Here is an 11,449-nt window from a genome sequence, read left to right on the forward strand (position 1 = left end):
GCGACGTGCTCTAACGTCGGAGCTTTGGAGCCGGAAGACTGACGTACCGACTCAGGCAGCCGCATTGGCGCCATCCAGCGCCAGACGAATCTCCACGACATCCCAGGGCACGAAGATCAGGCCAGCATCGTCGCGCGCCAACAAGCGCAGGTCGAGCAGTGACGTAACGTCGCGATGGACATTGCTGTAGTTGCGCTCCAGATGCTTGGCGAGCGCACGGATGGAGACCAGTCCCAGGCGCTTTAGCGCCTCCACCAGCGCAAGCCGCGCCGGTGTGAGCTTGCCGAATAGGTGGGCCGCGTCGGCAAAGCCTAGGTGATAGTCGGTTTCCGGCAGCCATTCGCCCGCGTCAGCGCGTGCCGCGATGGCCAGCGCTTGGTCGAAGTAGGCGCTCGGGCCGGGGATCTCGAATTTGAAACCATGTGGGCGCTCCGGCGTGGGATCCGGCAGTTGCCAGACGACCATCTGGACGATGGTCCCGTCTGGCCAGACCCGCTTGCCATTGATGATTCGCACCGCCGGCATCTATCGCGCAGGGCCTCGGCGGAGTCGGCGCCGAATTTGTTCTCGATCAGCCAGAGCAGAAGGTCGGCCTCGCCCTGACGATACCCTTTCTCGATCCCAGCGCGCTCAACAGTGGTGACGTAGGGCATCTGTTTGCTCTCCTCGTAGGTGAAGATCTCTTGGCGGAAGGCCGTTTCCAGGGTTCCGGGCAATTGGATCATCCAGTCGATGACGCGGAACAGCTCCAGAATGGTCTTGCGCGCATAGCCGCGATCGTATACCGAGCGCACGCGGATTTGTCGCCGCATTGCACGCCCCGCGCACGCCGAGACTGCGTTGCACCTCCTCGCCGTAGTGACCGCTACGCCTCGTCGGCGCGCCTTGTCCCGACGCGCGCGGGACGCACCCTGCTTACCGAAAAACCCACGTGCGCTCGGTATACGATGTCGGCGTCGCGGACGATCTGCTGGAACTCCTAGTCGAGGAACCGGTGGCCGCGTGACCAGTCGATGCCGGCATGGATGCGCGGAAAGAGCAGCGCGAGGAACTCCGGGAAGTCGCCCTCCAGGGCCTCCTTCCAGGGGTTGTCGTGGTCGCTGCGGGGCGCGGGCTCGGCGGTGTCGGTCATGCGGGGCTCCTGTGACGGGCGATGGTCGCAGTTGAGTCCCCTGCAGGGTTTGATGAACACTCAACGTGCCGCCCCGGGGCACTTGAGGACGGATGGTCCACGCAGCAGACGGCCTTGGACATCCTTTCGTTCATGCCTCTCGGGGTTCCCGATCGGGCGCGAGATTCCGGCCGCACGCCGGGTCCGCCGACTTCAGTCGGCAACTGGGGCGGGCGACTTCAGTCGCCCGAGTGCGCCCGGGCTCCGTGCCGTCCGGCGTAGGGACTCCGGTTACCCGTGCTCGACGCATCCACCCGAGCGCACGCCGTTGCAGGGCTCTTTCACCCGTTCGTGTCCCAGCTCAGTCGGTTTCATCGCTTCACCTCGTCACAGGAGCCTTCGGGGCTTCCCGAGTGCTCCGACGCCTCCCTTCCTGCATGCCACGGCCTGTCGACTCCGGCGGACATCCACACACTCGCCCTTTACGCGTGCTTCATATCGGCTTCCGGGTTCAGTACCCCGTCGCCATCCGCGGGTTGGCGATCTCGAAGCTGTACCAGCACTTCAGGGAGCGCGACCTCCCCTACGGCCTACAGGATTCTCTGTGTACGCTTGCCCTGTCTCTTGTTCGCGACTTGCGCCGCTCCGCAACAGGACCAACACGCGATACGGGTGGCATGATCGTGAAAACCACGCTGCCACACCGGAGCCGCCACCCCGGCGACCTCGCCGAGACGCCGTGCCGAGCGCCCCTTCAACCGCCGCATCACCGACGACAGATCCGCACCGTCGCCCAGCACGAACAACCAATGCAAATGATCCGGCATCACCACGAAAGCCAGACTCCGCACCTCCCCCGCCCGGTCCAGCAGCCGCATCTCGTCCACCAGGATCCGGCCCGACGTCAAATCCGCAAACACAGCCCGACGACCCTCGATCACCGTCGTCACGTGATACGCACGACCAGGCTCCGAGAACCGCCCCTTCAACAAATCGTCCCGAGACATACCCACCCCCGACCGCATCCATACGATAGCCAACACCGCATCATGCCGTGTAGGGACGTGAACGGGTAGGGGCGACTTCAGTCGCCCGGAAACCAAACCGCAGGAGCGGGGGGGGCGACTAAAGTCGCCCCTACACGCCCCTCACGCCCGACAGCGCCACTTGGCTGAACTCGGCTGATCCCCCCTCTGGCTCCCACGCTCTACCGCCATTGCTCGGCGGATCAATGAAGGTCGTGCCTGATCCTTGGCCTCGCGACGCGGAGCGTCGAGGCAACACTCCCACGCGGAGAGGTTGTCGATCATGGTATTGCCGACGAAGCGGATCCGCTTATCCCCGACCCCCGACCCCGGCCTTACGCAGATTCGCGTTCACGAGCTCGCTCGTGGTGAAGAACCCATTGGTGATGGCGTCCGTCACCATCCGGTTGCCCTCCTCCGGCATGGTCAAGTCGCCGAAGCGAATGCCGCCCTCCACATGCGCCGGCGGCACGCACAGCGTCTGCGCCGCGATCGCGCAGGCCATCGACGAGATCACGTCCCCCACCACCAGGCACAGATCGGAGCGCGCATCGAGCAATAACCGCTCTTAACGGGTCATAATCGCCGCCGTCTGCTCGGCCTGAGTTCCGGACCCGACATCCAGGTTCACATCCGGCGCCGGGATCCCGAGCTGGACAAAAAAATCGCCCGAAAGACGGGCGTCATAGTGTTGGCCGGTATGCACCAGGCGGTACCGCAGCGGACCGCCGGCCGCTTCTCGCGCCTGTAGCGCCTTAGGCGATTTCCGCAAACTTCCATACCCGTAGGTTGTGCTGACGATAGGAAGCACAACTTGCGCCGACGGTTGGTTGTGCCTCGCACGGCTCGGCACAACCTACGCCCTGTGGGTCTTCACCGGTGCGCAGGCCACCCTGTTCGTGGTCGGCAAGCGCTCGGTGGAGGTGGTGCGCGAGGTGCTCGGCACGGCGTTCACGGGTTGGCTGATGAGCGACGGGTTTTGGGCCTATCGCGACCTGGATCAGCGCCTGCGCTGCCTGGCCCACCTGATCCGCAAGGCCCACGGCTTGGAGGAGAGTCTGGATCGCGAGGCCCAACGCTTCGGCGCCCACCTGCTGAGGGTGCTCGAAACGGTGATCGCGGCAGTCTATGAGGTGCGCAGCGGCGCACCGCCGCCCGCCGGGGGATTGCGCGCACAGCATGCGGCGTTGCTCAAGGCGCTCCTCGATGCCTGTGAACGCCACGCCAACTCGCGTCATGAGAAGACGCGTGCGCTCGCGCGCGAGTTGCTCAACGATTGGGACACCTTTTGGGTGGTGCTCGATCATCCGGACTTGCCCTTGACGAATAATGAGGCGGAACGCGCCTTGAGGCATTGGGTGATCGCCCGGCGCATCGGCATGGGCACGCGCACGGATGAGGGAACCCGCGCCTTTGCCAATCTCGCCAGCGTCATCGAGACCTGTCGCAAGCGTGGTCGCTCGCCTTGGCCCTACCTCGCCGAGGTCATTCGCCAGCGCCGCCAAGGGTTGGCGGCGCCACCCCTGCCGTTGCCGGCGGGCACCTGATCCCCCTGACCGGCCCGCTTGAGGCAAGGGGAGCTAAACGATTACCTCACTGTAGGTCACGGGTGTCGGCGTTCCCCGTTCACACATCGGACAAGTCAGATCTTTGTGGGACATTAGCGTTCTCGGTGAAACGAAGCGAGGTTCACGGTTGCCGAGTCCATCGGCAGCGCCGCGGCGCGCGCGATCGGTGCGTCGGCGAGAAACCGCAGTAGATCGATGAAGTGGCAGGCTTCGCCGATGATGCGCCCGCCGCCGACCGCCGGATCCTGCGTCAAGAGGTCCGCCGGGATCGCCCTCGCGTTCACCGTCATCACGAACGTCTTCGGCCCGGTCACAAACGCCAACAGCGCCTTATCTTCTGCACCTGCGGCGCGAATCGCGCCAAGCGATTGAGGTCGGACTCACCGAGAGGGGATCCAGGGGGCATGTCAGGCATCTCCAGGCAACCAATCGTCTTCCAGCAAACGATCCAGCGCGTAAGGCAACGCGTCGGGAAAGTGCGCCGGCGACAATCCGGTTTCCTTGCTCGCCAATGTCGCGCCATCTCGATAGGCGGACGCGGCAGCCTCTGCGAACAGAGGCTTGAGGCTGGGAGAGTCCTGAAGCAGATCCCGTATGCGTAGCCTTTGCTCCAGGATGGAACCTCGCCAGGAACTGGACCGATGCGCTGGCTGGTACTGCCATTTGAGCAGATGCCCCAGGAGAATTTTCAGCCGACTGACCAACTCCTGGCGATCACGACGTCCCATCGTTTCCAGCTCCTCGACTAAATGCTCGATGTCCAACTCCTGGAATCGACGTTGCCGGAGCAGCTCCGCGGTCTGTTGTGTCCAGGCATGAATGTCGTGCTCGTAAAGATTAGTCATCGTCATTCAGCAATCCTCGTCGTGTCGGCTCCCCTCGCTCCCCTCGTTCCCAAGCGTCGAGACTGTGCAAGTATTCCTGCGATGGGCCGAAAGACAGCATGGCGTAGGCCGGGGTGAGCTTGCGAACCCCGGCATTTCAACCGGTTGCTAATCCACAGATGCTGGGGTTCGTTCCTCACCCCGGCCTACGGCGAATTCTTTCACAATCTCGGAGCTTGGGAACCCGCGCAAGAACCAGCACAAGAGCGAGAAGGCGACTGAAGTCGCCCCTACACACACCGACACGCCCCTACACGCCCCTACACGTCCCGAAGAGCGTTTCGGCGCAGCGTTTGGCCTCGTCCTAGCAGGGTAATCGATAATGATCAATCGCGGCTGATCAGCCCCTGCGGTTCTCTCGTTGCGCTTAAATCCTATCCGACCTAAAATCAGAGCTTATCTTGTAGCTTATTCGGGAGCCAAAGATGGACACGATTTACGCTGACCAAACGATCAGTATGTCTGAGTTCAAAAAGAACCCAGCGCAAGTGCTTCGCGCGGCAGGCGATAAGCCCGTGGCAGTGCTCAGCCATAACCGCCCCGCCTTCTACATGGTGACACCCAAGTTGTTCCAGTTGCTCGTCGACGAGCTAGCCGACCACGACTTGGTGGAGATTGCCCAGGAGCGCTTGACGCGCAGGCACACCGCCATTGATGTCGATATCGACCAGATCTGACGCCGGCGTGCCTTACCGACTTCAGTTCTTACCCGAGGCGCTTGAGGAATGGCAGACGCTTGATGGAAGCGCCAAGACCTTGCTGCGCAAGGCCCTCAAGAAACGGCTGGAGCAACCACGTGTCCCGGGTTCAGAACTTCACGCAGAGCTACGCAACTGTTACAAGATCAAATTGCGCAAGATCGGTTACCGGCTCGTCTACGCCGTTGAGGATGATGCGCTGGTCGTGCTGGTACTCTCGGTCGGCAAACGAGAGGAGATGGCGGCCTACCTGCAGGCCATCGAGCGGCTTCTGACCAAGCACAAAACTGATCGCTGATCCGACGCGGGACGGGGTTTGAACCACGTCTCGGGCGTTACGAGCGCTCCTCCAGTGCTTGCGCGTCTGATGGCGATCTCACTTGTGTGCTACGGGAAACCCCGCTTCTTCTACAGGCCGATCGGCTGTCTCCGAATGTGCGACGGGAGGTCTGACCCCGGGCTCTTGGGCCGACCCATCCCGTAGGTCGGCAATACCTTGCCGACCCGGTCGCCGAAGGCGACCGGTGCTAACTTGAAATGCCGCCGAGAGTCCGGCTACCGCCGATCGTCACAATGGGATCACCGCCGCATGACGACGGGGCCTTCCGTTACGCTGGTCGCGAAGCTCCTGCTTCGCGATCCGAGAGACGAAGCTCCGCTTCACGACTCCAGCCCACAGCGCATTGATAAATCCGTGAAGCAGAGCGGGCGTCGGACGCGGAGCGTCCACACGACACTCCTACGCAGACCGTGGGCGGAGCGAGTCCGAGATGGTCTTGCGCGCATAGCCGCGATCATACATCAGGCGAATCAAGCGAAACTTCCAGGCTTTGCGGGTTTCGGCATCCTTGGCGGCCTTGGCGCGGATCTGGGCCATGACGACCAGGGCGAAGGGGTTGTCGCTGGCCTCGAGCGCGGGCCAGCGTTCGGGGGTGTCCCAGTCGATGAGCTTGACCATCGGAAACTGGAAGGTCACCGAACAGCCCCAGAGGTCGTCGTGGTAGTGCTCGGGACGAAAGCGCGGATCGGTGTCGGCGTCGCGGACGATCTGCTGGAACTCCTTGTCGAGGAAACGGTGGCCACGTGACTAGTCGATGCCGGCGTGGATGCGTGGAAAGAGCAGCGCGAGGAACTCCGGGAAGTAGCCTTCGAGGGCTTCTTTCCAGGGGCTGTCATGGTCGCTGCGGGGCGTGGGCTCGGCGGTGTCGGTCATGCGGGGCTCCTGTGACGGGCGATGGTCGCAGTTGAGTCCCCTGCAGGGTTTGATGAACACTCAACGTGCCGCCCCGGTGCGCTTGAGTGGATTTCGGTTGATGTAGGGTTTGCTGTGCGGACCGATGGCCGATGCGGACCGACGAGGTTTCGGGCCGGGCGTGGGCGGTGCGGTCGAGCGGGGATGGTCCGCGCAGCGGACCCTACGGGAAAAGGCCGGTTCGTCGCCGATCGCGATGACCGTGGTACGTCCCCGGTTTCCAGCAACGTCTTAGGCGTGATGGAGGGGTTGTACGGCAAGGCGCAGGCCCAGTGCCTTGAGGATCGCCGTCAGGCTGCGGAGCTCGGGGTTTCCTTCGGGCGAAAGCGTGCGGTAGAGCTGGTTTGGGTGTAGATGGGCCTGCTTGGCAATCCGGGCAACACCGCCGAATGCCTTGGACATCTGGCGCAGCGCAATCAACATGTCGGCTTGATCTCCGTTTGCGAGAATATCATTGAGATATTGGGTCGCGAAGGCCGCATCCTCCCTGAAGAGCTCGGCCATGGCTTCATCATGGGTTCTATCTTTCATTGTCGGGCCTCTGTTGCCAGTCTCGCCAGTACCCTACCGCTCGAGCAATGTCGGCATCCTGAGAGCGTTTTGTCGCCACCGCACAGTAGGAGAACCATGCGCAACCCGGCCAGTGCGTAATAGAGGCGATAGCCAGCACCGACATGAATCCGCAGCTCCCATACCCCATCGCGGCAGAATTTGTGATCGCCGAGATTATCCAATTCCAACCGGTTGATGCGCTTAATGATCTGAACTTTTGCAATCGGGTCGCGTACCTGCTTGAGCCAGTCAAAAAACACGTCATGGCCGTCAGTCGTCAGATAGTGGCGGATTTCGTACATTGCACAGTGTCGTTTATAAACGAATTCATGTCAAATCGGCTCTCGGCGAATCTTGTAGGGTAGGCGCAGCACAGGGAGTTCGTGAACGCCTCGCCATCGTCATCGAACCGGCAAGGTGAGGGGCGTGGCGTGCACCCTGCGCAATGCGCTCCAAAAACCGTCGAGTGCCCCTACAGACGCCCTCCAATCTTCCCGGCAACCTCAACCGCACAAGCCACCGTATCCGGCCGCGCGCGATCGAAGACCTCGTTGGCCCACAGCATCACGATCATCTCCTCCTCGCCGATGTTGGTGATGTCGTGCGCCCAGCCCGGGATGGTCTCGACGATGGTCGGCTCCTCGCCACGTGCCACGATGGCCGAGGTCACGAACACGGGGTGACGCAGCGCCAGTCTCAAGCAGATGGCTCGTAAGCCAGCGAGGCCGATCGGTTGGCGATCGCGATAACCGTATCAAGGGTAGCCAAAGAACTCCATGCCTTGATTGATCGCATCGCGACGCTCGATGTCGGGATTCGCATCGTTTTCAAGATCGAGTATTGCTGACCAGACCAATGCATAGTCACCCTTTCGGATCCCATCTTGAACGAATAATTTCGCCTCCGTTTAAAGCCGAACCAACCGCTGACCCTGATCGTCAAATGGTCGGTTGAAGCAGCAGATATCAAGATAGATCAGAAGTATGAGCGCCTTTCTTTACGGCCACAGTACAGATTCACGGTCATGCCATTAAAAGCACATCACGCAGGTTTCGCAAGTTCGATCGCCACCTGACTGACCTCCAAGATCTCCTCCAGCGGAATCGGCGCCAGCCCGCCGTTGCGCAGGGCTTCGACAAAGGCTGCGGCGCAAGCGCGTTGTCCCTTGTCCTGGCGCCAGAGGTTCATGGACTTGAAGCCGGGCCAGCCGAAGCCGACGAGGCGACGGAAGTTGTCCAAAGGGGCCGTCATCCAAAGGCCTTGAACTTGCGAATCAGCTCTTCTCGCGAGAGCGCCTTAGGCATGCATCAGGCCACGGCTTGCCAAGCAACACTGAGATCCAGTCCATCAAGCTCGGGAATCTCGTCGTGATCGTAGATCTTCAACAACAACCACTCTTCCAGCACCTCGGCCAGCTCCGCGCGGCAAGCTTCCACGGTGTCTGCATTGGCCCAGACGCCCTCAAGGCCGGGAATCTCAGCAAACCAACTCTGATCATCGAGCCGCTTGTAGCGGCCTCGGGTCAGGGCCGCTTGGATAGAGTCGGTCAGCATCGGATGAATCCTCCTTTGGATGATGATTCTCGCCCTGTAGGTCGGGCTAGCGATGGTGCAACCCGACATCCAGGAGCTCGGGCGGGACCGCCGCCGCGCCCAAGAGCTTGCCGTCGACGGCGAGGCGAGCGGCTGTATCGCCATGTCAGGTGCTAATTTCGCGAGATCCTTGCTGCCCGTCGCCTGCACACGGCCACCGTCGAGTTGCGACCAAGCGAGCTCGGCGCTGCGCCGATCCAGGCCATCCGATTCGCAGCGTGGCCGCCGTGGAAACTGCCCTGCTGCAAAGACGCCCACGCATTCATCAAGCCAGGCAGCTGTAGGGGCGACTTCAGTCGCCCAGTCACCCGAATCGTTGTCGCTGGTGTAACTCACTCCCGCGCTCCGCGTCGGACCTCTCAGGCAAGGAATCCGGTTCCGATCGAGACGCCCACGCATTCATCAAGCCCCAGGCTGAAGCCCGCACATACCAAATGTTCCGTGTGTCCCCGAATCGTGACTACTTGGATCGGATCTGCGCCAACAGGTCAATGGAGACTCGGTAGCCGAAATCCGACATCTGCCGAATGCACCCTTCCGCGCTCGGGATCAGCCCTCTGCGTTCCGCCATATCGAGCAGCCGAACCGATCCGACGATGTTCAGCCCCTTGCGTAAGGCATAGCGCCTCGCTAACCGGTCATCCATGATCAACAATGAATTCTCGGGGTCCTCCAGTGCCAGTCGGATCGAATCGCTTTCGCCAATCCCAAGGCTGGGCCCTAGGCTAGGGGTCAGGGGAGCTGATTCCGTTCCATGCGCCTCGACGACGAGCCAGCCCTCCCGGAGAGCGGCTGCGATCCGTTGCGCGTCCACGCCCTCGGTCACCAAGCACTCTTTCCGTACCGAACCGGTGATCCGGATCCGCGAAAACAACGCCCGCAAGACGACAAGCCCGTCGATGCCGGCAAAGGCGATCAGTGGCCCCGCGTCGGCGATTACGACGCGAGCCATCGATCCAGGTCAGCGGCATCGTGCTCGGTGGTTTCGTCGCAGCGGACGACGTCGATACCCAGATCTCCCAGATACTGGAGAAACGCCTGCAGAACCATACCGCTCAGCCGGACCGCCCCGCCCAGAGAGAGTGTCCCGTCTCGGAACAGCGTCGCGGCCAAGGCCGGTCTCACCGACTGTTCCCCCTCGGTAATCGTCTTGTCGAGGTGCACGATCAGCGCGTTGGGCTCATCGCCTTTCAGTACCAGCACGGGCGACTCTTCCGCCTGGCGCAGCGCGAGGGATGGATTCTTCTTCAGGTTTCTGACATTCGTGGCGTGCATATTTCACCTACGGGGACCGCCTGTTCAGACTCTTACTGTAGTCTACGCCGTGTAGTCCGCGATGTCGCCGAGGCGTCGCGATGCTGCGCCATCTTGACGCAGTGCCGACTCGCCCCGGGCTCCGAGACTCTGCAGGGATTCGCCGTAGGTCGGGTGAAGGTGCGCGCCAACCTGTTCTTTCTCAAAGGCGACGGTGCCGGCGCACCGAACCCGACCGACGCGATCGGCGCCTCGGTCGACACCGTCGGGGAATACCTGCACAGTCTCAGAGCGTGGAAGCGAGTCAGTACGTGCCGATGGTCCGCACAGCGGAACTACGGGTGTGATTCCGGGGGCCCCGGTGTCGCCCGCGGATGGAGCCGTGCAACGCGTCAGCGAAAGAGCGCATCCGGGGTGTCGGCGGTAAGGATGCGTACGGACCAGCGGCGCAGGCTGTCGTTGTCGGCCGACTCGATCCGTTCGCGCAGGGCCTCGGCGGAGTCGGCGCCGAATTTATTCTCGATCAGCCAGAGCAGGAGGTCGGCCTCGCCTCTTTGGTAACCGGCACGCTCGACGGTGGTGACGTACGGCATCTGTTTGCTCTCCTCGTAGGTGAAGATCTCTTGCTTGGTGGCCTTGGCGCAGATCTGGGCCATGACGACCAGGGCGAAGGGGTTCTCGCTGCCCTCGAGCGCGGACCAGCGCTCGGGGGTGTCCCAGTCGATGAGCTTGACCATCGGGAAGCGAAAGGTGATGGAACAGCCCCAGAGGTCGTCGGAGTAGTGCTCGGGGCGGAAGCGCGGATCGGTGTCGGCGAGTACGGCGAGGCTGGCGACGGGCACGCCGTGGGCGTCGCGGATCTTGTGGTTGTAGACGAACATGCGCTCGGCGAAGGCCGTCTCGGGCTCGCCCTGCACCTCCACGTGCACCAGCACCCAGGCGGGCTGACCGTCGAGTCGGTGCAGACCGACGAGCTTGTCGGCGTAGCGGCGACCGATGTCGGCGTCGCGAACGATCTGCTGGAGCTCCTTGTCGAGGAACCGGTGGCCGAGGGACCAGTCGATGTCGGCATGGATGCGCGGAAAGAGCAGCGCGAGGAACTCCGGGAAGTAGCCCTCCAGCGCATCCTTCCAAGGGCTGTCGTGGTCGCTGCGCGGGGTGGGCTCGGCGGTGTCGGTCATGCAGGGCTCCTGTGACGGGCGGGGGTAGGGGCGACTTCAGTCGCCCGGAAACCAAGCCGCGGGAGCGCGGGGGCGACTGAAGTCGCCCCTACACGCCCCTACACGCCCCTACACGCCCCTAAACGTCTCTATGAGGTTCCCCCGGAATTGACGTCGACGGAACCTTGTCCAGCAACCGCTCCCCGTTGGCGCGCCCGGCACGGCGGGGCGTTGTTACTGGCCACCTAAACTGACCCACTAACGGCCACTTCTTTTGATCCATCCCGGAGTGTGCTTTTAGGGTGTGCAGCCTCAGACTGTGCGGTTTTTTGCCGGTCGGGGGTGCAGGTGCA

18 protein-coding genes and 1 pseudogene are annotated in these 11,449 nt (G+C 62.5%); 3 read left to right on the forward strand and 16 right to left on the reverse strand.

Translation table 11 applies throughout. The features are described from left to right. Positions 1-51 precede the first annotated feature (51 nt). The 4 genes and pseudogenes from AADX97_RS14185 to AADX97_RS14200 form a co-directional block, all read right to left on the reverse strand. The gene (locus AADX97_RS14185; RefSeq protein WP_374234258.1) at positions 52-516 is read right to left on the reverse strand and encodes a hypothetical protein; all 465 of its coding nucleotides are present in this window, start codon (positions 514-516) and stop codon (positions 52-54) included. 463 nt (positions 517-979) lie between these two features. Next, positions 980-1,132, reverse strand: coding sequence for a hypothetical protein (locus AADX97_RS14190; protein WP_374234259.1), 153 nt, complete (start codon positions 1,130-1,132; stop codon positions 980-982). A 569-nt stretch (positions 1,133-1,701) separates the two neighbouring features. Next, the gene (locus AADX97_RS14195) at positions 1,702-2,061 is read right to left on the reverse strand and encodes a transposase (protein ID WP_374234260.1); all 360 of its coding nucleotides are present in this window, start codon (positions 2,059-2,061) and stop codon (positions 1,702-1,704) included. Between the two features lie 385 nt (positions 2,062-2,446). Then, positions 2,447-2,989, reverse strand: a pseudogene (locus tag AADX97_RS14200) (UDP-N-acetylglucosamine 2-epimerase). Between AADX97_RS14200 and AADX97_RS14205 the strand changes: the two are divergent. Next, positions 2,967-3,683 (forward strand): transposase, encoded by a 717-nt coding sequence (locus AADX97_RS14205; protein WP_374234262.1) that lies wholly within the window; start codon positions 2,967-2,969, stop codon positions 3,681-3,683. The pseudogene AADX97_RS14200 and the gene AADX97_RS14205 overlap by 23 nt on opposite strands. Positions 3,684-3,796: 113 nt before the next feature. Here AADX97_RS14205 and AADX97_RS14210 read toward each other — a convergent pair whose 3' ends face one another. Together AADX97_RS14210 and AADX97_RS14215 are read right to left on the reverse strand one after the other, a co-directional pair. Then, positions 3,797-3,997, reverse strand: coding sequence for a hypothetical protein (locus tag AADX97_RS14210; protein ID WP_374238615.1), 201 nt, complete (start codon positions 3,995-3,997; stop codon positions 3,797-3,799). A 114-nt stretch (positions 3,998-4,111) separates the two neighbouring features. Further along, a complete protein-coding gene (locus AADX97_RS14215; RefSeq protein ID WP_374234264.1) occupies positions 4,112-4,555 on the reverse strand; it encodes a DUF29 domain-containing protein in 444 nt (147 codons plus the stop codon). A gap of 458 nt (positions 4,556-5,013) precedes the next feature. On the opposite strand from AADX97_RS14215, the gene AADX97_RS14220 reads away from it, so the two are divergent. Both AADX97_RS14220 and AADX97_RS14225 read left to right on the forward strand, forming a co-directional pair. Next, entirely contained in the window at positions 5,014-5,265 is a 252-nt protein-coding gene (locus tag AADX97_RS14220) for a type II toxin-antitoxin system prevent-host-death family antitoxin (RefSeq protein ID WP_374234265.1), read from the forward strand. Positions 5,266-5,272: 7 nt separating this feature from the next. Continuing rightward, entirely contained in the window at positions 5,273-5,584 is a 312-nt protein-coding gene (locus AADX97_RS14225; RefSeq protein WP_374234266.1) for a type II toxin-antitoxin system RelE/ParE family toxin, read from the forward strand. Between the two features lie 441 nt (positions 5,585-6,025). Here the strand turns inward: AADX97_RS14225 and AADX97_RS14230 are convergent, their stop codons facing one another. The 10 genes from AADX97_RS14230 to AADX97_RS14275 all read right to left on the reverse strand — a co-directional run bounded on the left by AADX97_RS14230 (position 6,026) and on the right by AADX97_RS14275 (position 11,117). Then, positions 6,026-6,262, reverse strand: coding sequence for a hypothetical protein (locus AADX97_RS14230; RefSeq protein ID WP_374234267.1), 237 nt, complete (start codon positions 6,260-6,262; stop codon positions 6,026-6,028). Positions 6,263-6,373: 111 nt separating this feature from the next. Then, positions 6,374-6,499 (reverse strand): hypothetical protein, encoded by a 126-nt coding sequence (locus AADX97_RS14235; protein ID WP_374234268.1) that lies wholly within the window; start codon positions 6,497-6,499, stop codon positions 6,374-6,376. Positions 6,500-6,769: 270 nt separating this feature from the next. Continuing rightward, positions 6,770-7,069: an addiction module antidote protein gene (locus AADX97_RS14240; protein WP_374234269.1), complete on the reverse strand. Its 300-nt coding sequence runs from the start codon at positions 7,067-7,069 to the stop codon at positions 6,770-6,772. Beyond that, the gene (locus AADX97_RS14245; RefSeq protein WP_374234270.1) at positions 7,066-7,392 is read right to left on the reverse strand and encodes a type II toxin-antitoxin system RelE/ParE family toxin; all 327 of its coding nucleotides are present in this window, start codon (positions 7,390-7,392) and stop codon (positions 7,066-7,068) included. Before AADX97_RS14245 ends, AADX97_RS14240 begins: the two co-directional genes overlap by 4 nt. A gap of 170 nt (positions 7,393-7,562) precedes the next feature. After that, positions 7,563-7,790, reverse strand: a complete 228-nt coding sequence (locus tag AADX97_RS14250) for a hypothetical protein (protein WP_374234271.1) — start codon at positions 7,788-7,790, stop codon at positions 7,563-7,565. Between the two features lie 341 nt (positions 7,791-8,131). Further along, on the reverse strand, positions 8,132-8,341 hold the full coding sequence (locus AADX97_RS14255; protein ID WP_374234272.1) for a hypothetical protein: 210 nt from the start codon (positions 8,339-8,341) through the stop codon (positions 8,132-8,134). A 56-nt stretch (positions 8,342-8,397) separates the two neighbouring features. Continuing rightward, a complete protein-coding gene (locus AADX97_RS14260) occupies positions 8,398-8,643 on the reverse strand; it encodes a type II toxin-antitoxin system HicB family antitoxin (RefSeq protein ID WP_374234273.1) in 246 nt (81 codons plus the stop codon). 499 nt (positions 8,644-9,142) lie between these two features. Next, positions 9,143-9,634 (reverse strand): hypothetical protein, encoded by a 492-nt coding sequence (locus AADX97_RS14265; protein WP_374234274.1) that lies wholly within the window; start codon positions 9,632-9,634, stop codon positions 9,143-9,145. Next, positions 9,619-9,957, reverse strand: a complete 339-nt coding sequence (locus AADX97_RS14270; protein ID WP_374234275.1) for a UPF0175 family protein — start codon at positions 9,955-9,957, stop codon at positions 9,619-9,621. The genes AADX97_RS14265 and AADX97_RS14270 overlap by 16 nt, the downstream gene beginning before the upstream one ends. A 371-nt stretch (positions 9,958-10,328) precedes the next feature. Continuing rightward, entirely contained in the window at positions 10,329-11,117 is a 789-nt protein-coding gene (locus AADX97_RS14275; RefSeq protein WP_374234276.1) for a hypothetical protein, read from the reverse strand. Positions 11,118-11,449 lie beyond the last annotated feature (332 nt).

Source organism: Thiocapsa sp. C2-2m, from assembly GCF_041903745.1.
GTDB classification, from domain to species: Bacteria; Pseudomonadota; Gammaproteobacteria; order Chromatiales; family Chromatiaceae; genus Thiocapsa; species Thiocapsa roseilacustris.